At 46.7% G+C, this 20,671-nt stretch carries 24 protein-coding genes; 20 read left to right on the top strand and 4 right to left on the bottom strand.

Annotation, left to right across the window (positions count from 1 at the left end):
- Nucleotides 1–84 precede the first annotated feature (84 nt).
- Complete coding sequence (locus WH43_RS00120; RefSeq protein WP_053422641.1) at nucleotides 85–1,251, top strand: serine hydrolase domain-containing protein; 1,167 nt, start codon at nucleotides 85–87, stop codon at nucleotides 1,249–1,251.
- On the opposite strand, the gene WH43_RS00115 is transcribed toward WH43_RS00120, so the two are convergent.
- A complete protein-coding gene (locus WH43_RS00115; protein ID WP_286049356.1) occupies nucleotides 1,248–3,191 on the bottom strand; it encodes a putative bifunctional diguanylate cyclase/phosphodiesterase in 1,944 nt (647 codons plus the stop codon). The two genes, WH43_RS00120 and WH43_RS00115, sit on opposite strands and share 4 nt — an antisense overlap.
- Before the next feature lie 475 nt (nucleotides 3,192–3,666).
- Between WH43_RS00115 and WH43_RS00110 the strand changes: the two genes are divergently transcribed.
- The 4 genes from WH43_RS00110 to WH43_RS00095 all read left to right on the top strand — a co-directional run bounded on the left by WH43_RS00110 (nucleotide 3,667) and on the right by WH43_RS00095 (nucleotide 7,676).
- Nucleotides 3,667–4,722, top strand: a complete 1,056-nt coding sequence (locus WH43_RS00110; protein WP_053422640.1) for a hypothetical protein — start codon at nucleotides 3,667–3,669, stop codon at nucleotides 4,720–4,722.
- Nucleotides 4,722–5,771, top strand: a complete 1,050-nt coding sequence (locus WH43_RS00105) for a hypothetical protein (protein WP_053422639.1) — start codon at nucleotides 4,722–4,724, stop codon at nucleotides 5,769–5,771. Before WH43_RS00110 ends, WH43_RS00105 begins: the two co-directional genes overlap by 1 nt.
- A gap of 385 nt (nucleotides 5,772–6,156) precedes the next feature.
- Nucleotides 6,157–7,254, top strand: coding sequence for an RHS repeat domain-containing protein (locus tag WH43_RS00100; RefSeq protein ID WP_053422638.1), 1,098 nt, complete (start codon nucleotides 6,157–6,159; stop codon nucleotides 7,252–7,254).
- Nucleotides 7,251–7,676: a hypothetical protein gene (locus WH43_RS00095; protein ID WP_053422637.1), complete on the top strand. Its 426-nt coding sequence runs from the start codon at nucleotides 7,251–7,253 to the stop codon at nucleotides 7,674–7,676. Before WH43_RS00100 ends, WH43_RS00095 begins: the two co-directional genes overlap by 4 nt.
- 254 nt (nucleotides 7,677–7,930) lie before the next feature.
- Here the strand turns inward: WH43_RS00095 and WH43_RS00090 are convergent, their stop codons facing one another.
- Complete coding sequence (locus WH43_RS00090; protein ID WP_053422636.1) at nucleotides 7,931–8,764, bottom strand: hypothetical protein; 834 nt, start codon at nucleotides 8,762–8,764, stop codon at nucleotides 7,931–7,933.
- A 289-nt stretch (nucleotides 8,765–9,053) separates the two neighbouring features.
- On the opposite strand from WH43_RS00090, the gene WH43_RS20115 reads away from it, so the two are divergent.
- The 6 genes from WH43_RS20115 to WH43_RS00060 all read left to right on the top strand — a co-directional run bounded on the left by WH43_RS20115 (nucleotide 9,054) and on the right by WH43_RS00060 (nucleotide 13,698).
- Entirely contained in the window at nucleotides 9,054–9,422 is a 369-nt protein-coding gene (locus tag WH43_RS20115; protein ID WP_286049355.1) for a hypothetical protein, read from the top strand.
- A gap of 272 nt (nucleotides 9,423–9,694) precedes the next feature.
- Complete coding sequence (istA, locus tag WH43_RS00080; protein ID WP_152342750.1) at nucleotides 9,695–11,230, top strand: IS21 family transposase; 1,536 nt, start codon at nucleotides 9,695–9,697, stop codon at nucleotides 11,228–11,230.
- 1 nt (nucleotide 11,231) lies between these two features.
- Nucleotides 11,232–11,981, top strand: coding sequence for an IS21-like element helper ATPase IstB (gene istB / locus WH43_RS00075; protein WP_053422635.1), 750 nt, complete (start codon nucleotides 11,232–11,234; stop codon nucleotides 11,979–11,981).
- On the top strand, nucleotides 11,978–12,424 hold the full coding sequence (locus WH43_RS00070) for a hypothetical protein (protein ID WP_152342749.1): 447 nt from the start codon (nucleotides 11,978–11,980) through the stop codon (nucleotides 12,422–12,424). The genes istB and WH43_RS00070 overlap by 4 nt, the downstream gene beginning before the upstream one ends.
- Entirely contained in the window at nucleotides 12,408–13,391 is a 984-nt protein-coding gene (locus WH43_RS00065; protein ID WP_053422633.1) for a tyrosine-type recombinase/integrase, read from the top strand. Before WH43_RS00070 ends, WH43_RS00065 begins: the two co-directional genes overlap by 17 nt.
- A gap of 112 nt (nucleotides 13,392–13,503) precedes the next feature.
- A complete protein-coding gene (locus tag WH43_RS00060) occupies nucleotides 13,504–13,698 on the top strand; it encodes a hypothetical protein (RefSeq protein WP_053422632.1) in 195 nt (64 codons plus the stop codon).
- 94 nt (nucleotides 13,699–13,792) lie between these two features.
- Here the strand turns inward: WH43_RS00060 and WH43_RS00055 are convergent, their stop codons facing one another.
- The gene (locus tag WH43_RS00055) at nucleotides 13,793–14,197 is read right to left on the bottom strand and encodes a hypothetical protein (protein WP_053422631.1); all 405 of its coding nucleotides are present in this window, start codon (nucleotides 14,195–14,197) and stop codon (nucleotides 13,793–13,795) included.
- On the bottom strand, nucleotides 14,194–14,757 hold the full coding sequence (locus tag WH43_RS00050; RefSeq protein ID WP_053422630.1) for a Panacea domain-containing protein: 564 nt from the start codon (nucleotides 14,755–14,757) through the stop codon (nucleotides 14,194–14,196). The genes WH43_RS00055 and WH43_RS00050 overlap by 4 nt, the downstream gene beginning before the upstream one ends.
- Before the next feature lie 214 nt (nucleotides 14,758–14,971).
- Here WH43_RS00050 and WH43_RS00045 point away from each other — a divergent pair, with 214 nt between their 5' ends.
- The 9 genes from WH43_RS00045 to WH43_RS00005 all read left to right on the top strand — a co-directional run bounded on the left by WH43_RS00045 (nucleotide 14,972) and on the right by WH43_RS00005 (nucleotide 20,642).
- A complete protein-coding gene (locus WH43_RS00045) occupies nucleotides 14,972–15,937 on the top strand; it encodes an RHS repeat-associated core domain-containing protein (RefSeq protein ID WP_053422629.1) in 966 nt (321 codons plus the stop codon).
- Nucleotides 15,934–16,380 carry a hypothetical protein gene (locus WH43_RS00040; RefSeq protein WP_053422628.1) on the top strand — a complete coding sequence of 149 codons (447 nt, stop codon included), beginning with the start codon at nucleotides 15,934–15,936 and terminating at the stop codon, nucleotides 16,378–16,380. The genes WH43_RS00045 and WH43_RS00040 overlap by 4 nt, the downstream gene beginning before the upstream one ends.
- A 543-nt stretch (nucleotides 16,381–16,923) precedes the next feature.
- Nucleotides 16,924–17,100: a hypothetical protein gene (locus tag WH43_RS20110; RefSeq protein ID WP_286049354.1), complete on the top strand. Its 177-nt coding sequence runs from the start codon at nucleotides 16,924–16,926 to the stop codon at nucleotides 17,098–17,100.
- A gap of 108 nt (nucleotides 17,101–17,208) precedes the next feature.
- Nucleotides 17,209–17,418 (top strand): tyrosine-type recombinase/integrase, encoded by a 210-nt coding sequence (locus tag WH43_RS19710; protein WP_082335602.1) that lies wholly within the window; start codon nucleotides 17,209–17,211, stop codon nucleotides 17,416–17,418.
- Nucleotides 17,419–17,531: 113 nt separating this feature from the next.
- On the top strand, nucleotides 17,532–18,107 hold the full coding sequence (locus WH43_RS00030; RefSeq protein WP_286049353.1) for a helix-turn-helix domain-containing protein: 576 nt from the start codon (nucleotides 17,532–17,534) through the stop codon (nucleotides 18,105–18,107).
- Nucleotides 18,108–18,677, top strand: coding sequence for a PIN domain-containing protein (locus tag WH43_RS00025; protein ID WP_053422626.1), 570 nt, complete (start codon nucleotides 18,108–18,110; stop codon nucleotides 18,675–18,677).
- Between the two features lie 69 nt (nucleotides 18,678–18,746).
- Nucleotides 18,747–19,127: an RHS repeat domain-containing protein gene (locus tag WH43_RS21025; protein WP_053422625.1), complete on the top strand. Its 381-nt coding sequence runs from the start codon at nucleotides 18,747–18,749 to the stop codon at nucleotides 19,125–19,127.
- A gap of 466 nt (nucleotides 19,128–19,593) precedes the next feature.
- Complete coding sequence (locus WH43_RS00010; protein WP_286049352.1) at nucleotides 19,594–20,352, top strand: type IV toxin-antitoxin system AbiEi family antitoxin; 759 nt, start codon at nucleotides 19,594–19,596, stop codon at nucleotides 20,350–20,352.
- A complete protein-coding gene (locus WH43_RS00005; RefSeq protein ID WP_053422622.1) occupies nucleotides 20,349–20,642 on the top strand; it encodes a nucleotidyl transferase AbiEii/AbiGii toxin family protein in 294 nt (97 codons plus the stop codon). The genes WH43_RS00010 and WH43_RS00005 overlap by 4 nt, the downstream gene beginning before the upstream one ends.
- Nucleotides 20,643–20,671: the final 29 nt, after the last annotated feature.

Genomic DNA, 20,671 nt, shown 5'->3' with positions numbered 1-20,671 from the left:
TTGTCGCCTCGCTGCAACGCTAATTACTTTGGGCTGGTCGACTCTGCACCGGTTAATTAGGGTGAAGGTAATGGGAAAAAAGTTATGAAGATCAACGCTATATTATTTTCCCTGCTGTGTTGTTTCAGCACTGTAGTACTGGCGGCTGAACCTTATGAACGTATCGCGCCTTTGGTTGAAAAAGCGATATCCGACAAGCAGTTACCGGGCGCTGTGGTGCTGGTAGGGCGTGGTGAACAGATCCTGTATCACAAGGCTTTTGGTTTTAAAACCTATTCACCTGCAGCGGCTGTCACTACAACAGACACTGTGTTTGATTTAGCGTCGTTAACTAAGCCCTTAGTGACAACAACCTTAATAATGCAGCTGGTGGAGCAAGGCGAGTTAAGGCTTACCGACCCTGTAGGCAAGTACCTGAAGCAGCTTAACGATGCACAGGTGAAAAACATCACTATTGTGCAATTGCTGACTCATAGCTCAGGTTTAGCCGATGGTTTTGACCGGCGTGAATTCTGGCAGGGCAAAGCGGGTTTAGAGCAGCAACTGGCAAAGCTGAAGTTAAAAACCAGGCCGGATCAGCAGTTTGTTTATTCAGATATAGGTTTTATTTTGTTGGGGCTGGTGGTTGAACAAATCACAAATCAGCCACTGGATTTAGTCGCACAGCAACGCATTTTCCTGCCGTTGCAAATGAAAGACAGTCGTTACTTGCCTTTGGATAAACCTTTGCAAGATGGCGCTTATCTGCAACGTATTGCTCCAACTGAAAACCTGCAGGGGGATACAGATTATCAAAAGCTATTGCCAAACTATGCTCAAACTTATTTGCATGCGGTGGTGCATGACCCAACTGCTCTGCGTTTAAATGGGGTCGCAGGTCATGCCGGAGTTTTTGGCACAGCCAACGATTTAGCCTTGTTTGCCCAAATGTTGTTAAACAGCGGTGAGCATAAAGGCCAAAGCGTATTATCGCCTTTGGCGGTGCAGCGTATGTTAACTCCGCTAGTGATAGCTCATCAGAATAGAGCTTTGGGTTGGGATATGCACACGGACTACTCCGCGCCTAAAGGAGATTTATTACCCGCTGGTTCTTTTGGTCACACGGGGTTTACTGGTACCAGTCTCTGGATCGATCCGGCCAGCCGCACCTATATCGTTTTGTTATCAAATCGTGTGCACCCCAACCGCAATACGTCCATCACAGACCTGCGCGCTAAGCTGGCAAATATAGTGGCAGCAGAGATTAATTAATGCGCCATTTGCTCCCGGTTTTTCTGGATAAAACCACTTACCTGATGCAACTCCAGTGGTCGTTCATACAAATAACCTTGTAAATAGTGTACCCCGGCCTTGGTGAGTTTTTCGGCCTGTTCAGCAGTTTCAACCCCTTCAGCCACCACTTTGTAACCCATATTGGCGGAGATGCTCATCACTGCAGCCACTATCGCCATGCCATTCAAATCCAGCTTATCGATAAAAGACTTATCGATTTTGACAATATTTACATTTAAGTCCTGCATCACCGACAAAGATGAGTAACCAGTGCCGAAATCATCAATAGAGACTTTGATGCCCAGGCTTTGCAGATGTTTGATGGTAAAAAACAGGTTTTCTTTGTCGCCGGAGAAGACGGATTCCGTAATTTCGATATGAAGAAAGCGGGCTTCAATACCGTAATAACGGATCATTTCTTCAATGGTGCTGGCAAAACTCAGATCCTGAAACTGCACTACAGACACGTTAACACAGACAGAAATGGAGCCATAAAGCTCAGTGAGCATTCTGATTTCCAAGCAGGATTTTTGTAATACCCAATACCCAATTTGCCGTATTCGCCCTGTTTGCTCTGCCAGACCAATAAATTCATGTGGCGCGATATTTTCACCGTCCAATTGCCAGCGCAACAGAGCCTCAAAAGCCACGACGGCAGTATCAGATGCTCGAACTATAGGATGAAATACCAGCCGAAACTCTTCGTTTTCCAGGGCTGTATCCAGCCTGTTACGCAGGAAAATCTCTCTTTTCATTCTACTGGCTAAATGATCATCAAAAAACGACCAGCGTTGGCTGATGCTGCTTTTCTGATGGTACATCGCCATATCTGCCAGTTGTATCAACTCTTGTTCGTCTTTACTGTGCTCAGGATAAAGGGCAATGCCAATAGTGGCACTGATACGTATTCTATGTCCTCTGATCTCCATAGTGCCGGAAATATGTTCAACCAGCTGGCAGGATAAGCGCACCAGCACCTCGGTATTATTGCTTGGCACACAGATCAGAAATTCATCGCCGCCCCAGCGGCATAAGGTCATGGCTTCAGTGCAACAGGCTTTAATTCGTTGAGCTGTCAGTATTAATACTTCATCACCAACGCTGTGTCCTATGCTGTCATTTACCCGTTTAAAGCCGTCCAGATCGACAAACAAAATAGAAAAGCCTTTCTTGTGTTGAATAGAACTCTGTTTTATTTCCCGTACATGGGACAAAAATGCAGTTCTGTTGAAGAGTCGGGTTAACACATCCAGATTGGATAAGTCGTAGATCTGCTTGGTTCTGGCCACCACCTGATCTTCCATACTTTCCAATAACAAGTTGTTTTGATGTCTCAGCTCAATAGACTTCAGGGTGAAATCAGCTGATTTCAGCGCTGAAACCACCATGACCAGTGAAAAAAACATCCCCAGTCCACCTAACAAATTCTGATAGTACTCAGGGGATAACAGCAACAAGAGAGAGAAAGGCATCAGTAAAATAATGGAGTAGGCGATGGATGTGGTTTTATCGCCGGACAAAATATTCACGGCCCCACCAGCCATGGCCGAAACAATAATAATGCAGGTGGTTAACTCACTTAAATCAAAGCCAGGATAAAAATACAGACAATAGAAGCACCAAAGCAAAGCTGTAGCGATGGCACCTGCTGAAAATCTGAGTAAATCTTTCTGTTGGCCTTTACCACCTTGCCGTACTTTACGGGTCCAGACTATCGCATCTGCCAGTCTGAACAGCAGTAAGGCATTCATCAGCACCCACCAGAATATTTTTTCAGTACGGTTTGCCTGTTGTAAAAAACCAAAAGCCAAAGTACCGGATGCGATCATTGAAATCAGCATTCCAGCATAACTGTTTGAATATAATAAGTTTATCTTGTCGTGCTGATGCAGTTTCTGCAGTTCATCTTCATTACCCATAAAGCGTCCTGTTTTCTTCATCGGGCGGTTGATACCTGTGCCGGGAAACAGCAGGCAGGCGCTCCAGATCCTTCGTAACTCCGCCAGTTGAGCCCGAAGCTTAATTCAGTATGGCAGCAATTATTCAGGTCGACTGCGCAAAAGTTATAAGTTTTATTAGCGAAACTTTTTTTCCTGATAGTGCTGAAAAATAATTTGAGTAATCACTTTAAACACCTGACGACAGCTGTACTCTGTAGTGAAGCAGAGTACAAGATGCGCGACTGTGTGGCTTTGACTAATTGTTAACAAAAATACAGATGTACATTCAAACAGAAGCAATAGAATTCATACTGCACATCATTGGTTTTACGACGAATACAGTATTGCATTGCCATTAAGCTGTTCTATCTTGTACTGGGATTTGTAACTTGGCATCACGGAAATGATGCAAATAAAACAATAAATTCACAAAGACAAGAACAAGGACAAACGAATGAAACTACTGAAAATTGCTGCTGCCGGTTTGGCGCTGCTGAGCTTACCTCTTTCTGCTGCGTTAAATGGTCATACTGTGGTGCTGGTGCATGGTTTTCAGCCTGCGAATTTAGCTGACCGACCAACAGGGGCTGATGTCACCAGCAATGGCGCTGACTATTGGGCTGGATTTTGGTTAAGCCGCGCTGACGCGCGTATCGACTGGCCTTCGCAAGAACGTATAACAGGTAAAATTGCCACTGATTATGTCTGGCCTAAATTACAACAGTTGTCGCGCTCTGGCTCCTGTAACAATGGTTGTATTTTTGTCAGCCACTCCACTGGCGATTTAGTTACCCGTTATATCATCGACAATCAAGCTTTGTGGCTTAAAAACGCCGGTTTACAACCGCTGAATATCATTGCCAGTTTTGACTTCGCTGGCGCTGGTGGCGGAGTGGAGTTGGCTGATTTAGCCGTCAATGTAGCAGGAGGAGGAAGTTGGACAGATGCGGCTTTACGCGCAGCTTTATCTTTGTGGTTAGGTCAAATACCAACGCCTTCCAATATTGGGGTACTGAACGACTTAAGGGTGAATACAGCGCGTCAGTTGGCCAGTTTCCCCACCAGCCGCGTGCCACGTTTACGTTTTGCCGGTGCAGGTTCTGACTTCTTAAATACCACAGGGCCATTTTTACCTGGCACAGACGACGGTGTAGTCGCCAGTCATTCCAGCTGCGGTGCTTCCGCTGTTGGTGCCTTTACCAGTTGCAGTGCGAACGTGGCTTTTGACGGCAAGCTGGCCAGTCAGAGCAGTGGCGTGAAAGGCTTTATGCCGTATCACTACCCTATGCTAATGGGCAATGATTACAGCCACAGTGGTCTGATTGAAGATAGTCGCGATGGCGAAGTGACAGCTGCCAACGCCAGAGCGACTTACTTAAATGCAGAGGCTTTGCAGTTCCAAACTTATCAGCAATCAAGAGGTTGGTGGGTTTTTGCTTCAAACTATGTGTTAGTGACAGGCTCAGATCGCCAGAGTATGTCGTCTTTAGTCAGTCAGGCCGCTGATTAATGCAAAAGAAAGTTTTATTTACTCTGCTGCTGGTGCTGCTGGCACTGGCGGCTTTTTGGTTTTGGCCCAAAAACGAAACTGCTACTGTAGCGGTGGATAAACCACAACCTGAAGCTATCGCTGAGCCGCAACAAACGCCAGTGGTTCCGGCAGTAGCTCCGGTGCCAATGGATCAGTATCAGCAGGAGGAGTTAAAGCAAAGCTTTAGCCTGTTATCGCAAGCTTATGCGGCAGATCTAAGTTACCCATCTTATTCGCGGCCTTTAACTTCGGCTGATCATCAACTGCTGAATCCGAATTACTTCGACACAGTGGCCTTGCCGCTGGAAGGGGGCGCGAGCGCCAGTCTGGTGTTGCCCAAATACCGCTTTACGTATCCCGAACCGGTCGTCTTTAGCCTGGTGATGGAAAGTTTATCGCCACAACAGGTGAAAGCCGAATTACGTGAGCAACAAAGCGGCAAAGTATTGGCGCAAGCCGATTTAACCGCTACGCCAGACTCCACCGAATGGCCGCATCAGTTTGATGGTAGTGAAAACTGGGATGGCGCTATGGAGTTGGTGGTGCTATTTGAAGCGCAAGGCAAAACTCAGCAATTACAAACAGGGCTAGACTACAGCTATCCGGTCGCCACTATCACGGGCATTGGCAGCAGCAGTTCGCGTGGGTCTGATTTAGTGATCCCAGTAAATCTTGATGTGAAAAAAGCTGGTATGTACCGCTTAAGAGCGAATTTATTTACTGAAAACAAACAGCCTTTGGCGGTGCTGACCGCTGAAGGGAAGCTGACTGAAGGTTCTGCAACTTTGGATCTAAAAGCTTTTAAACAGGTATTACAGCAACAAGCCGGGCCCTATTGGCTCGGAACTTTTGTGCTGGAATTACGCTCCGCCATGCCGGCTGAAGCGACCAGATACGGTGACAGCAAAGAGCCAGGTTTTGTGGTGGAGGCCATTAACTTTGACCAATTGAGTGACGAGCCTTTTGTGTTAAATGATGAGGAAAAACAGCGGCTTGAGTTTTTAAAGCAGATGGCTGGGGAAAAGTGATGTTGTTCGTCTTACCACTGCTTTAAGTAGTGTATCGTCTATCAGTTACGATAATCAGGGTAACCTGATAGCAGGAGATGGATTAACGATTAGCTACACCAGCTTTAAACAGCCGAGTCAGATAACCCGAGGGGGCAACAGGTTCAGTTTTAGCTATGGAGCGAAGCTGGAGCGGTTAAAAGAGGTTCGCAACGGGACGACCACCTATGAAATAGACAAGCTGTACGAAGAAGAAAGCAACGGCGAGTGGCGTATCTACCTGCAAGACATCGCTATTATTAAATACGGTGCGACCAACCAACACCAGATACGTTATACGCATAAAGACCGCTTAGGCAGTACGTTAACCTATAGCGACCACAACGGGCAGGTGACGGACCGCAGAATGTTTGATGCCTTTGGTAAACCGAGGACAACAGAGGGTAATAGTCTGTTCCCGGCACGACTGCAGAGCGTGAGTTTAAGCCGTAACGGTTTTACTGAGCATCGTCATTTGGATGAAGTAGAGCTTATTCATATGAACGGCCGGGGATATGATTACAATTTAGGTAGATTTCTCTCTGTAGACCCGATGATTCAAAGCCCCGGTGATAGCCAGAGCATCAATCCATACTCCTACATCATGAACAATCCACTTGCCGGAACTGATCCAACAGGTTACTGCGCTGCTGCTACCGGTACGAGGATCAAATCCTGTGGTGATATGAAAGTCGAAGTCAAAGTCACAATGAAGGATGGAAGCACAAAAACAGGCTCCACTGTTGTGAAAGATGTGAACTTTAGGAATGGCGCGGAAGTAAACTCTGCAAAGGCACAAGGCGCAGGTGCTATTGGTGGTGCCATGAAAGCAATGGATATTGGCAGTCAAAAACAGATGGCAACTAATACCTCAGCTCAATCAGGCGGCAATGTCGGAGGTCAGGCAACTCCAAATTCTGGCACTACCAATACGGTACTTGATACAGTCAAAGGTGTTGCAAAAGCTGGACTCAATAGCCTTAAAAGGGGAGGAGTTATAGGGTTAGGGCTAGCTCCAACCATGATGGGAAATGGAGAATTGTCTGAAGAACAATTAGCCGCTGCTCAACAATACTCGGAAGAACTACAGGAAGCTCAGCTAAGTGGGATAAGAAGTGCTGAAAAACAAGTTGAGAGACATCGAGGTAATAAAATAGCGGTTATTGGACAAGGCCAACAGACCCGTGTAATCCCATATAGAGATTCTGTCGGAGGCATTTCTTTTAGTATCCATTCGAGGTACATCTATGAGTCAAACTATATGGGTCAATTTCCTAGTGATGTGCAGGAACAGTTATCGGTCGCGTTTAACAGAGGGTGGATTCAAGGTGTTATGAATTCGGGGTATCAAATTCATGATATTGGAATGGCTAACGGGCGTGAATTACCAGGCCCTTGGTATGGCGCTGAATTACAAGAAGTCGGTATGAGAAGGTACCCTACGATTAAGGTGAAATTTAAATGACTAATCTGATAGCGCAATGTCAACAAATTGATGATGTTAGGAAAGAACTGATCAGGACTTTTAGCTTTTTTATTGAAGACGAGCTTTTTGAGCAATTTACCATCTCTGAGGATTTAAGGAACTTAGGGATGGGCTTCAAAGTTCAATTGATCACAGAGGAATTAGTTATCGGTATTTTTGTGTCAAACCTAGAAAAAAGTATTGACTGCAAAATGTGCTTGCGAAAGCAAAACGTCAGTATTGACTGGTCCTTATTAAGATGCGAGTTTGATGTATCTCGTTACTTAGAGCTGGTTGATTCTTCTTTATTAAATGATGTCAAAAACACTAATGATTTAATCCGTAAAATTGGCTTTAAAATCAAAGATGAAATAAAAAATAAAGGAATAGTTGCCTTTCTTAATGAGCTAGAGCAGCTTTAAACTCAAATTGTCCCGTCCGTGGGCTGCGGGATTATTGAACAAAAGGACACCCATAACCCGGTGTCCTTTTTTCTATCTCAACTGAGCAAAATCACCGGCAGGGTGAGCAGGCTTTTCCGGTAGAACCGGTCAGGGCAAACCGGAACGGCGGGCAATCTGGGCAAGTGCCTACAAATGTTGACACCGGTTGATATGCTCAATAAAACCGGTTTGTGTTGCTCACTTCAACCGAAAAGCCCTGCCTGCCTCGCTGGTTAGCTGCCCAGCGGGATATGCCGGTGTTTGGGACGTTTGCGGTTCAAAGTGGTGATGTACATCTTTCTGAGCCGGATGTCGGATTCACTACTTGGGCTGGTGTTCAATATGATCTCTAAAAAGCTGTTGCCTGATTTATTGTGAAGGGTTAAAAAATCCCGATCTTCCTGCTCTGTGGTTATTAATGCGGCCTCTTTGACCATGGAAATAATAATGCCGTCCATCCTTATAAAATTCCGTATTTCATCCTGGCTGCTTAACCAAAGAGAATCCTTCGCATAATCGGCAAAGTCTGGCTGTTCTTCTGTAAAAGACAGTGTTTTGACGAGGCAGAAGATTTCATAATAAAAATAATGAAAAGGGGATGAGCGAAGAAAATACAACAGCAGATTAAATAATTTTAATTTAACTTTGGCTCTGAAATATAAACCAGCTTCCTGTCCTTGTGTTGCCAGCACAATAAGTGCAGCCAGTGCATTCAAATCGGCCACATCTGTAATGGCTTCCAGTGAGCAGCTGAGGATCGGGATGCCATTGCGATCGGCTTCATCATTGCCAGTGGCCTTTTTGAGCAGGTGAGATTGTAGTTTGGCAGGCAGCGTTTTGTAAAAAGCCATGCGCTGTGCATTTTCTATCGGCTGGCCAGGTGTAAAGCTCAGCGCCTGCCAGAAGGGAGAGGTATAAAAGCTGTGCAGCTCTGCTTTTAACCCAGGCACCGTAGCAGCTTTGTCCAGAATAAGCCGGTAGCTTTCTGCCGATGGGGCAGTTTTTCGTTCCAGATAGCGCCGCCATTTTGAACCAAAGCTGCGGTCCCCTTCAAAGTACTCAGCCAAATCGGGTCCTGTCCGTGGGATCTTCAGTCGATCACAGACCAAATAGATAAAAAGCTGAGCCCGGAACAGGTAGATAGTCCGGCTCAGATTGTCGGCAGAATTTCGCATCAACAGATGCGAAAGTGGTTTAGGGCCATAAATTCACCAATATATGCGCCTTAGTCATGTTCAAACATAGTTTATTCCGGGATCAAAACACAGAAATCATCTTTTCCCGATCCCGCTGATTTTTCCTGTTTACCAGCTACAGTCAAAGTTTATGTGATCCTGTGATTAAGGGGCCTTGTTTGTGAAAAGCACAGTAGATAAAGAATTTGTTGCGGCATTGGCCAGAGCTTTAAGCATGGAACTCAGGGAATTGCGGGGGGCCGGTGTGGCTGTTTCTGAACACAAAACACCACCTGCACCGCAGAGTCCGCAGGCCGCGTTGTCGCATTTGCTTTATGAAGAACTGCAGGAACGCTATGGCCCCTTGATGTCAGGCATTGTGTTGGTAAAAGCCTTAGGGTATGGCAGCGCTGATGCGTTTCGCCAGGCGGTCAGCCGACAGACTGTGCCGGTGGCGGTGTTTCCTATTGCAGAGCGGCGCGGCAAATTTGCGCTGACAAGAGATGTGGCCCTGTGGCTCGCCCAACAGCGGCTGACGAACACAAACTAACCTGGCAACACAGGAAGGAGGTCGATATGTAACCGAAAAAATCATCAGGGCCAGAAACAATAAAACCCCGGACGTTCATTCCGAGGTTCTATTACTTGAGTCATTGTTTGCAAGACCTGACTTGAGCCTAAGTATTGTTTCTCCCCTTGCTGTTGTCAAGCCGGTGCAGCGCTTTGTAGTGCTGCGCCATTGATTACTGTTGCAACCGCGTCTGGCCATTGGGTTTATTGACCTGATGCAGCGTCGTGTTGCCCAAAAACAAGGTGAACCCCATGACTGCATGTACACTCAGGGAAGTCCTCAGGTTGTTACTCACTACAGCCTATTCCAACCGGCGTATTGCCCGAGCACTAAAGCTGGCGCCCAATACAGTGCGGCGTTACCGATTGCTGCTGAACCAACAGAAGACCAGTTGGCCTGTGCTCAAACAGATGGACGATGACACGCTGTATCATCGATTTAACAAAGTACGGGCACTGGCGCTGAATAAGCGAATGCCTGACACCCTGTTTATAGACTCCTTGCTGGAAGATCCACTGCAAACCCGGATGCTGATTTGGGAAGACTACCGCCGTGCAGATCCGGCAACCGCTTACTCATTTTCGCAGTTTTGTGAGATTTTACGGTTGTGCAAAGCCAGGCGAGGCTGGACGATGCGGCAAACTCATTATCCGGGGGATACCTGCTACGTTGATTATGCAGGTAAAACCATTCCCTGGACCGATACAAAAGCCCAATGCCAACGCTATGCACAGATTTTCGTTGGCCTGCCGGGGTATTCATTGCTGGCCTTTATTCGTGCCTGCAACAGTCAACAGACCGCCTGTTTTGTGGCTGCGCATGTGGCAATGTTTGAGTACTTTGGGGGTGTGACCAAAGTAGTGGTGCCGGATAACCTGAAAGCGGCGGTGATCCGCGCCGGTGCGTCACCGCATTTAAACCGGGATTATCAGGAAATGGCCAGTCACTACAATCTGGTGGTTGAACCCGCCCGGGTGCGGCGACCTAAAGATAAATCCCTGGTTGAAAACGCTGTGAAACTGGTGTCGCGGTATATCACCCATGTCTTTCGGGGCCGTACCTTCTTTAGTCTGGATGAGATTAATCAGGCCTTGGAAGAAGTGATGGAGCGGATGAATAGCAAAGCATTCAGGCGCATGCCCGGTTGTCGGCGCAGCCGGTTTGAACAGACTGAACGTGCTGCACTGCAGCCACTGCCTGCAGAGCGGTATTGCCCGGCCGAGTGGCTGCCAGCCAGAAAAGTTCCGACCGATTACCATGTGCTTGTGTTTGGTCATTCGTATTCCGTTCCCTATCTGCTGATAGGTGAAAAGGTAGAAGTGCGGGTGACGGCAAATACGGTAGAGCTGATCCACAAAGGTGTGCGTGTGGCGACCCATGCCCGTAGCCACCGGGAAGACGGGCAAAGCACACAGGATAGCCACCGTCATCCGGATCATCAGAAGTATGCCGCGCTCTGTTTACCCCGATTTGTGGTCTGGGCGGAAACGGTTGGCACGGCAGCACTGGCGCTGGTGAAAGCACAGTTTTCTGGCCGACCTGAACATTCAGCTCCGGCCGGGAATGCCTGCACTGAGCTGCAACGTCTGGCAAGGGTGTATGGCAATGAACGCTTTGAGCTGGCGTGTCGCTGCGCCTGCGATATTCAGTCGCTGACGGTCAAAAGTGTGCGTTCTATTTTGCAGTGCAAACTGGACCAGCGTCAGGATCCAGCGGTTCCGGTGCAGGGCCAGTTACCACTGCATCAGAATGTGCGTGGTGCCGACTATTTCCGTGGAGGGCTCTGAAATGCTGAATCATCATAGTGTGGAAGCGTTATGCCGGTTGCATTTGTCGGGGATGGCTGATGCGCTGCGCCAACAATTGGTTGCGCCTGAATCCCTTGGTCGCTCCTTTGAAGAGCGGTTGGCGCAGCTGATTGATGCGGAACAGTTATCCAGAGACGAACGTAAACAACTGGGTTTGTTTAAGCGGGCCAAACTCAAGTACCCACAGGCCTGTCTGGAGGATGTGGATTACCAACCCGGTCGCAGGCTGGACCGCAGTTATATCGCTTCGTTGGCTACCTCAGAATGGCTGCAGCACAATCAGTTTATTGTGTTAACGGGTCCTACCGGAGTGGGTAAAACCTGGCTGGCCTGTGCGCTGGCAAGTCAGGCCATTCGCCACGGTCATCCCACCCTCTATAAGCGTTTCTCGTTGTTGCTGGAAGAGCTGGATGTTGCACGGCGTGATGGCTCTTTACCTAAACTTCGGGCGCAACTTGCCAAGGTAAAACTGCTGGTGATGGATGACTGGGCCATGACGCCGTTGTCTGTTGCTGGCCGTCACGAATTGCTGGAGTTGATGGAAGAGCGCAGTGGTCGCAGCTCTGTACTGATGACCAGTCAGTTACCGCTGGATAAATGGCACGACTACATTGGCGAACCGACCATAGCCGATGCCATTTTAGACCGCATCGTGCATCGCTCCCACCGCATTGAGCTTGGTGGTGGTTCGATGCGTCGCCGCCAGTCGTTACTAGCAGGAGGTGCATGATGCGTACTCAGGCTAAACGCACCATCGAAAAGCTCCCCCTGTGGAGTACCGACGATTCCTACCTTGAACAGGTTGTCAGTTACTACCATCAGCAACTGATGGTGCATTACCCACGCTTACAGCATCTGGTGGCTGTTTTACCGGATGATGTGAAACGGCAGCGCTGGGGCTACTGTGACCGCACCCTGGGGCTGCATCTGCCTTCTGCAGACACCAGCGAAGGTGGCGCCATACGGGGGGCGCTGCAGCGTCTTGGTGTGCTCAAACCCAATGGCCATGAAGTGTTCCGGGGCTGTATTGTGGTGCCTATTTTTGATGACAACGGAATGTTGCTGGCCATCAAGGGCAAACGTGTTGCGGTGCGGCTGCCTGCGCGTTGTTCCCGCTGGATTGACTGGTTCAGGCCGATTGAAGCCGGAGGTGGTTATGCAACCACTGATTAAACCCGATAACGGCGATATAGACGACTGTATCCGTTATTACCTGCGGCTGTGTTTGGCCAAAGGACAAAGCAGTGAAACTGTGGCGTCGAAACAGAATGGGCTTAGCCTGTTTATGCGCTGGCTGACACCTTCTGGTGACAGACAACTAAGTGATATTACGCTGGATATGATGGACCGCTACCAGCTGTATCTGCATAGTTACCGGCACCCTGTTCATGGACGGCCTTTATCGCGGGGAACGCAGCGGAACCGTTTAACGGTGGTGAAGGTGTTTATGCACAGCATGTATATCAAAGGCTGTATGGAGCATCCGGCACTGGAGCGGTTTGAATTGCCAAGTCCGGGCTATCGCTTGCCCAAAGCGGTGTTTAGCGAGCCGGAGATTGAGGCCATGCTAAAACAGACGCTGGTGTACGGTGAGCTGGGTGTGCGGGACAGGGCTATTCTGGAAACCTACTATGCCACAGGCATTCGTCGCGGGGAGTTAAGCCGCCTGACGCTGGATGATGTAGACCATGTGGGTCATGTACTGCGGGTAGAGCAAGGCAAAGGCAATAAAGACCGGTTCGTACCTATAGCACCCCGTGCCTGTGACTGGATCACCAGCTACCTGCAAAGCACCCGGCCCCGTCTGGCCGCAGTGCATTCCGGGCGCATGTTGTTTCTGGACAGTACAGGCTATGCCATCAAACCAAGGCGTCTTTCGGCGCTGGCCGCAAAGTATGTGCGTCTGGCAGGGATTGGCAAAAGAGGGGCCTGCAATTTATACCGCCATACCACTGCGACGCTGATGCTGGAGTACGGAGCTGATATTCGCCATGTGCAGGAAATGCTGGGGCATGCCAGTATTTCAACAACGCAGGTGTATACCCATGTGGCGATTGGCAAGCTTAAGGAGGTGTATGCAAAAACACACCCGGCTGCACGTGGTAAGCCAGGTAAAAATCCACAACTTACGAAGCCATAAGGGGCCAGGTAAATCGAATATACAGGCGGCATCGGCTTAGGTTGATGCTGCCTTCCTATTGACGGTGTAGTGTTATACTCGACTCAAATTCTAATTGAACAGGAGGTGTCTGATGGCAACTACATCGTTTGACAGGAACTTTGTGGTAAGCGATAGCAAGTCTATCGAGCAGATCCATAAAGACCTGGAAGCACCGCGCCATGTAAAGATTAAAAAGCGCAATTACAAAGCTGACAGTGTGAAAGGTATCGCATTATTAAAGCAACAATTGTTAAATCTTGAGGCTTGTCAGGGATTGGGTGGATAGCTTGGAGAGATCTATTGCCACGTTATCGAATAAGTGAACAGCTCTTGAAAATCGTAGACATCAGCTTGAGAGAAGAACCCCCTCAGCTCAGCCTTTATTTGCAATGCGCCTCGTAGAACTTCTGCACATAACGCTTCACTTCTCTGGTGACTTGAAAGCCGTCCAGGATCTTTTGCATTAGCTCTTCAGTACAGGGCTGGTGAACATCGAAGTTTCCTTTAATCACCTCGTCGGTAATGCGGTCGGGCGAATACAGTTCGGCATGTTTGTAGTAAACAAAGCTGTCGTGCTTTACGAAAGGATGCTCTCCGGGCTTGAGGATGCAGGTATTGTCAAAATAAAGGTCTGGATCAACTGTGGATATGTTCACCAGTAAAACTTTGTCACCATTTTTATGCGGGGAAAAGTGAACGTCACTGCAGACGAAATGAAGATGCTTTACAGGACCTGATGGGATAAGAATTGTCCCACGACGGACAGGAGCGAAGGCAGTTGTCATAAGATTTTGCGTTTCTGTTCCTTCAGTTGCAAATTCTCACGGTATCTGTCGGTTAACTTCGCCGCCTTATTCACATCGTTGGTGAGCGCAATGAAAATATCCTGAGGACGGATTGGAAGAGAACTTCCATCGGGATCACGCCATTCAGGGCAATTTCCATCATGGGTGTAATCAACCAGCTGCCACTGATCCTTTGCGCCAAATTCGCTAAAGATATTTTCAAGAATGTCGGTTTCGGCAAGACTCAAATCAGCGAAATCATCGTCATCAACGGCTCTGGCAAGGCTAACTTCATGGTTTGCCTCATCTTTGACGTAATATTCCCAACCTTTCTCCACAGGGTATCTGCTACCCGTTTTGATCAGGTCGTACGTTTGTGAGAGAACAGGACCACGAGTCATAGCAACAAAAGAGTCTCCAGTGATGGATTCTCCCCATAATGCCATTGCCTTTCTTTCAGCTAAGTACATAAGCTTGATGAGCTTCAGGTACGGCATACGACCACCGTGTAACTGAAGCATGAATGCTGCCATTTGTGCTGCGCGAGTTTCTGAGTACATATATCTCCTGCCTTTGTTTCCTATTATACGTGTTATAGGCAAAGAAAGCATGTTTGAAGCGTATCCTATTAATGTACAAAAAAGATACATCAGGTGTAAAGAGAACTGCTCAGTGCACAAAGTTGGCGATTTTTGATTTTTTACCACTATTGATTGAGGTGGCTTACTGATTGATTCTATTGGCCATTTGACATCATAGTCATAACAAGTTCATATGAACGGGCGGGCGTATGATTACAATTTGGGGAGGTTCTTATCCGTTGACCCTGTTATTCAGAGTCCTGGTAATAGTCAATCGCTGAACCCTTATTCGTACATTATGAATAATCCGCTGGCTGGGACTGATCCTACAGGTTACTGTGCTGCAGCAACAGGTACACGCATTAAATCCTGCGGCGACATGAAAGTTGACCTGAAAATTGATGGCAAGATGGTTGGTAGCACTGTTGTCAAAGATGTTAACTTCAAAAACGGCGCAGAGGTTAGCGCTGCTAAAGCTAGTGGTGCTGGCCAGATAGGCCGGGCTATCATGGATATTGGTGCTCCTAAGGAAGTTTCTGGAAGCGGAGCAAGTAGTTCTACTGGAAATAGTACCTCGAATAGCTCTACTGCAAATGGTGGGGTTGCTGACTCTATAAAGGGGGTAGCCAAGGCTGGACTTGGCAGTCTAAAAAAAGGAGGACTACTGGGGGTAGGTTTAACTCCTATGCTTACCGCTTCAGATGAAGAAATGGATGCTTTAGCAATGCCAATCATGGCGGCCAATAAAGCTGAACATGAGGAGATTCAGGCTGCCGGTCTATCAAGGGTAAGAACGACTGGCGGTGGTATAGTGCTCTACCACGGTACAGATGTTCAATCAGCTCTCAGATTGTTGAATGGTGAACCTTTAAGCGCTCAAGTTGCCTCGGGAAATAAGATTGATGGTCTGCCGGGGTTCTATTTAGCAACAGATTATGATGACGCAGTCTTTTTCGCTGCTAGACGAGGAGAAGGTGCTGTGATCCAATTCATCATTTCAAATAAAGCGCTGGGTGGTCTGAATGCGAATGGAGCGTATTTTCAGAAAATACCAGTAGGAGGCTTTAGAGCTGATGGTTACGAATATTTGGTGGCACCTCAAGCTTTTGGTGCATTTAATACATTCAGAAATGGAAAAGAGATAGTGGTGACGCCATGACAACATTCAATATAGATGATTTAATTAAGCTTCCTTCGGCTTGTCAGTTGATTAAAAAAAATCCTGAGCAATACGTAACTAATCCGGGATCACCAGCTTTTGATATAGCGTCTCATTTAATGACAGATGCCTTGTCATTGTCAGCTAAAAAAGTTGTGGTTCAACAATTCAATGATTGGTTTTTAATTTCTGCAGAGAAAGATTGGATTCGAGATAATTTAGATAATATTAAAGATCTTTCTGTCGTTTTTAGTAGGTTAATTGCAATTCCAGAGAAAGGCATAAACTCGTTCAGAGGCGAGGTGCTCGCTTATGCTTTTTCAACGAGCTGTTTTGTTTATGAAAACCGAACAACTTGCGTGATTAAGGGGGATGCACCACCCAGAGCGGTGATAGAGTTACAACCCCCAGATCTTCCATTTTCAGTTGGTTTCAGCATTTAATCGGACAGGTGCGAATCCAAATGGGATAAACAGAAGCTCCACTTTGACGGGGTTTCTGTTTGGGTTATTAGTGAGCAAAACCACCAGCAGGCTGGGCAGTGTGTGCCGGTAGAAGTGATCAGGGGTAACCAGCGAGCCTGGCAATCTGGGCCAGTGCCACTATATGGTGGGGCTGGCAAGATTGATCCTTTCTGCTGCTCAAGGCAGATCAGTTCTACTGCCGATGCCTGCCCATCTTGCTGTTAGTGATACGCAAAAATACGCCTAAATATTTGATGTTTTAAATCTCTCAGTCTGAAGGATGGTTTTTAGATTGATATAGAATATCCGAAAGTTCTTGTATTTCGGTATGACGGATAAAATTGAAAAAGGTAATTCGCTCTTGATGTGATTCTGTAACAATACCTGTCTGTATTGCTCTTCTATATAACTCCTCATACAGTTCTAAAGTTGGTTTGATGCTAACGCAATAGTTGGATATTAATCGTAGTGGCAGCGAAATTCCTTCCCTGTCAGGTTTGTAGTAAATCAAGACGTAATGAAATGGATTTGCATGCCTATGAAAATACAGTTGGAATTGATGATGCAGATACAGGTATAAATCTTCAGCTATTGCTGCAAAAGGTGTGGCAAGTGTCATCTTCAAAAGATGCTGGATCGCCGATAGTTGGATTGCATCCATCATCTGAGGATTATCGTGATCAATTAATTCAAGTGTGAAGGCTATCCAGCAGGTGAACGCGTGAATATCAGTGCTTCTATAAAGTGTTTTGATCGCGTTGTTGCTGAGCTTTTTCTTTCGTACCAAATTCCCGTGCTCCGAAGTACATCAAGCTATCAGATATTCGAAAGACCGGAGCTTGCAATCAATACCGCCATGCAGCAGCGACACACATGGTAGATAATGGCGCGGATATTCGTCATGTGCAGGAGTTTCTGGGGCATGCGGATCTATCCACTACGCAAATTTATGTGCATGTGAGTATGAGCAAACTAAGAGAGGTTTATAACAGAACTCATCCGGCCGCTCATCGATAACAAAACAGGTTCAGGGATGAACCTTTACTCCTCTTATTTCGAATATTGCGAAAAACTTGACGTTGTTTCGAATATTGCGGATAATCCTTTTAGGCTTTATAGCCACTTTACAAATGAACAGAGCAATCAAACACTTTAAAAACAAGCAAACAAGCAAACAAGCAAACAAGCAAACAAGCAAACAAGCAAACAAGCAAACAAGCAAACAAGCAAACAAGCAAACAGAGATGACTAAAATGCTAAGTGTACAATCATTGCCAAGTGCTGAAGAAATCGCACTGGCAAAGTTAAGCAGCCAAGAGCTTTCCGCTGTACTGGAAGCGAATGGGGATGTACAAAATTTTAATGTGGTAGGAAAGGATGGTGAAAATCATTCAGTAAAACTTCCTGCCAGTGCAGTTAAATTAATGATCGAGGTGCTGACTCAGCTCGGTCAGGGTAACAGTGTAAGCATCACTCCCATTCATGCTGAACTGACCACGCAAGAGGCTGCAGACATGCTCAATATGTCTCGTCCCACCTTTATTAAATTGCTGGATTCCGGTGAGCTTGCTCATACCAGAACAGGCAATCGTCGTAAGGTTGCGTTTGTCGATGTCATGAAATTCAAGCAGGAAATTGATGTGAAACGTCTGGCGACTCTGGATGAACTGTCCGCACTCGATCAGGAGCTGAATTTGGGATATTAAATGGCAACCTATACAGTGATCCTGGATGCATGTGTGATGTATCCAGCGCCGTTGCGCAGTTACCTATTGTATCTTGCGCAAACTGGTCTTTACCGGGCCAGATGGACAGAACAAATCCACGATGAATGGATACGAAACTTATTAAAGAAGCAACCGGGGCTGCCGGCTGAAAAATTACAGAAAACCCGCGAACTGATGAACAGGCATGCGCCGGATTGTGTTGTTGAAGGTTACCAGCAGTTTGTAAACGGTATTGAGTTACCTGACGATGACGACCGGCATGTGGTTGCTGCGGCAATCAAGGGGCAGGCTGAGGGTATTATTACCTTTAATCTGAAAGATTTTCCGCAACAGAGCCTTGCTCCTCTTGGTCTGACTGCCATTCACCCGGATGTGTTTCTGGCGGATATGTTTGAACTCGACCCAAGCAGAGCAATTCTGGCAGCACAACGTCAAAGAAGCTCGCTGAAGAACCCGCCCATGACAGCAGAAGAATACCTGGACTCGTTACAACGCCAGAAGCTGCCAACACTGGTATCCAAACTACGTCAATTTGAAATGATACTGTAAAAGTCCCATTCGGGACTTTTTCTTTGCTCTTTAATAAGTTAGCCCAAAAGTGCCATCCGATTAATTCATATGAACGGCCGGGCGTATGATTACAATTTGGGTCGGTTCCTGTCGGTTGACCCTGTTATTCAGTCACCTGGTAACAGTCAATCACTGAACCCTTATTCGTACATTATGAATAATCCGTTGGCGGGGACGGATCCGACTGGGTATCACATAAAAGTAGTTCTTCTCACAAGTTTATATAAGAAAGGTTATGATTTTGATGTAAGGCTACTATATCCTTTGAGTGACAGGAATAGTGCAATTTATAATGAACCTGTTCCTCAATTAGCTGTTAAGGTGATTCACAAACATTATGCCGATTCCACGTCAGATCTGCTTAATTATTATAAAGATGACCCACTAAATAGGAAGTTAATCGAGAATCAACTACAAAAACTGAAATAGGCGGTCCTGTTCATATCGTTCGCATGGTTGGGGGGGGATAAAAACAACCGGATTTTGTTTGATATTTAATCAATCTCCGGTTGTTAGCAATAACTGCAATTTGGTGGGAGTATCAGTCCAGTTTTGCTTCGGTGAAGCTGGACGGTTTGTAGTTTGTGTTGAATTCAAAGCCTCGCCCTCACCAGTGACTCGGTGTCGGCGGGGCTTTTTGTTACCAGCACCAAAGAGGTGCTCAACTTTCACCTTGTCGGCCTGAGCCAATAGCTCACGCTGTACTCGCAGCGGTGCAGAATCCAGCTTTGTACATTCCTTTCAATCAGCCGATAAATAAGCCAGACCATTAATCGATATTTGGGTTTATAATTATTTATTTATCGGTACTCTGAGTACCTTTGTAGTGAAAAATTTAAACTGTTAAATTGTCGCGGTTCAAAAATAGTGATAAATTGGTACTATGAGTACCGAAATGAAAAGCAAAATAAACCGATTGATGTCAACAACACCTCGTGGCGTTGTGCTGACGTCTGCGTGGCTGACAGAGCAAGGCTACAGCCTTGAGCTGCAAAAACGCTACCGGAAAAGCAACTGGTTCACCCAGCTTGAAAGGGGGGCATTGGTTAGAAGCGGCGACATCGTTGATGTGCTAGGTGGGATCTATACATTGCAAAACCAGCTAGGGCTTTCCATACATCCGGGAGCTAAAACCGCGCTGTCGTTGTTGGGTAAGTCACACTATTTAGAGCTATCCATGCAACGTTGCCAGCTCTTCGGCTTGCAGTCAGAGAAACTCCCACTATGGTTTAAAAAGCACGATTGGAAGCTTGATGTCGAGTATCAATCATCTTCATTCTTACCAGCAGAGTTAGGTCTTACGGAGTTTAACTACAAGGACTTTAAGCTCAGAGTATCAAGTCCTGCCAGAGCTGTAATGGAATGTTTATATCTGGCACCGGAAAGCCAGCCGTTGTTAGAAGTGTTTGAGTTAATGGAAGGGTTGAACAATCTACGCCCTAAGTCTGTGCAAACGTTACTGGAAGCCTGCGCATCGGTGAAGGTGAAACGCCTGTTTCTGTATATGGCCGAGAAAGCCGGACACAGCTGGTTTAACTATCTTAAGCCTGAGGCAATCGACTTAGGGAACGGAAAGCGCCAGATAGTACCAGATGGCGTGTATATACCTAAATACCAGATAACGATACCCAAGGTGCTTGAAAGGCATACATGAAAGAACATTATCTTCGACAGGTAAACCTGCTGCTTAACATCATACCGGAAGTGGCAAAGGAAAGATGTTTCGCGCTACATGGTGGAACAGCCATTAATTTGTTTGTGCTAGATATGCCAAGGTTATCCGTGGATATCGATTTGACCTACATACCTATTCAGGGTAGGGACGAAAGCATTAGTGCAATCAATGCTGCTCTTGTAAGAGTAAAAAATAACATCAACGCTCTGAGGCCAGCCATAAAGGTGACACACAGAGCTGATGCTGAGGTATCCCCACAAAATATTTAATGAAAACAAAAAGATGAGTTAAGAAGGAA

It is taken from the genome of Rheinheimera sp. KL1 (genome assembly GCF_001275035.1).
GTDB lineage: Bacteria > Pseudomonadota > Gammaproteobacteria > Enterobacterales > Alteromonadaceae > Pararheinheimera > Pararheinheimera tangshanensis.
The sequence above is the reverse complement of the archived record's forward strand: the minus strand, read 5'-3'. Positions and strand labels throughout refer to the sequence as shown.

What these genes read in the sequence shown, in the direction of transcription:
- WH43_RS00060 (WP_053422632.1), top strand. Translation starts at nt 13,504, where the DNA reads ATGGCAACTACATCGTTTGACAGGAACTTTGTGGTAAGCGATAGCAAG.
- WH43_RS20110 (WP_286049354.1), top strand. Translation starts at nt 16,924, where the DNA reads ATGGATTTGCATGCCTATGAAAATACAGTTGGAATTGATGATGCAGAT.
- WH43_RS00050 (WP_053422630.1), bottom strand. Translation starts at nt 14,757, where the DNA reads ATGTACTCAGAAACTCGCGCAGCACAAATGGCAGCATTCATGCTTCAG.
- WH43_RS00030 (WP_286049353.1), top strand. Translation starts at nt 17,532, where the DNA reads ATGAACAGAGCAATCAAACACTTTAAAAACAAGCAAACAAGCAAACAA.
- WH43_RS00025 (WP_053422626.1), top strand. Translation starts at nt 18,108, where the DNA reads ATGGCAACCTATACAGTGATCCTGGATGCATGTGTGATGTATCCAGCG.
- WH43_RS00065 (WP_053422633.1), top strand. Translation starts at nt 12,408, where the DNA reads ATGCAACCACTGATTAAACCCGATAACGGCGATATAGACGACTGTATC.
- WH43_RS00070 (WP_152342749.1), top strand. Translation starts at nt 11,978, where the DNA reads ATGATGCGTACTCAGGCTAAACGCACCATCGAAAAGCTCCCCCTGTGG.
- WH43_RS00045 (WP_053422629.1), top strand. Translation starts at nt 14,972, where the DNA reads ATGAACGGGCGGGCGTATGATTACAATTTGGGGAGGTTCTTATCCGTT.
- WH43_RS00120 (WP_053422641.1), top strand. Translation starts at nt 85, where the DNA reads ATGAAGATCAACGCTATATTATTTTCCCTGCTGTGTTGTTTCAGCACT.
- istB (WP_053422635.1), top strand. Translation starts at nt 11,232, where the DNA reads ATGCTGAATCATCATAGTGTGGAAGCGTTATGCCGGTTGCATTTGTCG.
- WH43_RS00005 (WP_053422622.1), top strand. Translation starts at nt 20,349, where the DNA reads ATGAAAGAACATTATCTTCGACAGGTAAACCTGCTGCTTAACATCATA.
- WH43_RS00095 (WP_053422637.1), top strand. Translation starts at nt 7,251, where the DNA reads ATGACTAATCTGATAGCGCAATGTCAACAAATTGATGATGTTAGGAAA.
- istA (WP_152342750.1), top strand. Translation starts at nt 9,695, where the DNA reads ATGACTGCATGTACACTCAGGGAAGTCCTCAGGTTGTTACTCACTACA.
- WH43_RS00105 (WP_053422639.1), top strand. Translation starts at nt 4,722, where the DNA reads ATGCAAAAGAAAGTTTTATTTACTCTGCTGCTGGTGCTGCTGGCACTG.
- WH43_RS00010 (WP_286049352.1), top strand. Translation starts at nt 19,594, where the DNA reads ATGAAAAGCAAAATAAACCGATTGATGTCAACAACACCTCGTGGCGTT.
- WH43_RS00110 (WP_053422640.1), top strand. Translation starts at nt 3,667, where the DNA reads ATGAAACTACTGAAAATTGCTGCTGCCGGTTTGGCGCTGCTGAGCTTA.
- WH43_RS00040 (WP_053422628.1), top strand. Translation starts at nt 15,934, where the DNA reads ATGACAACATTCAATATAGATGATTTAATTAAGCTTCCTTCGGCTTGT.
- WH43_RS00100 (WP_053422638.1), top strand. Translation starts at nt 6,157, where the DNA reads ATGTTTGATGCCTTTGGTAAACCGAGGACAACAGAGGGTAATAGTCTG.
- WH43_RS00115 (WP_286049356.1), bottom strand. Translation starts at nt 3,191, where the DNA reads ATGGGTAATGAAGATGAACTGCAGAAACTGCATCAGCACGACAAGATA.
- WH43_RS21025 (WP_053422625.1), top strand. Translation starts at nt 18,747, where the DNA reads ATGAACGGCCGGGCGTATGATTACAATTTGGGTCGGTTCCTGTCGGTT.
- WH43_RS00055 (WP_053422631.1), bottom strand. Translation starts at nt 14,197, where the DNA reads ATGACAACTGCCTTCGCTCCTGTCCGTCGTGGGACAATTCTTATCCCA.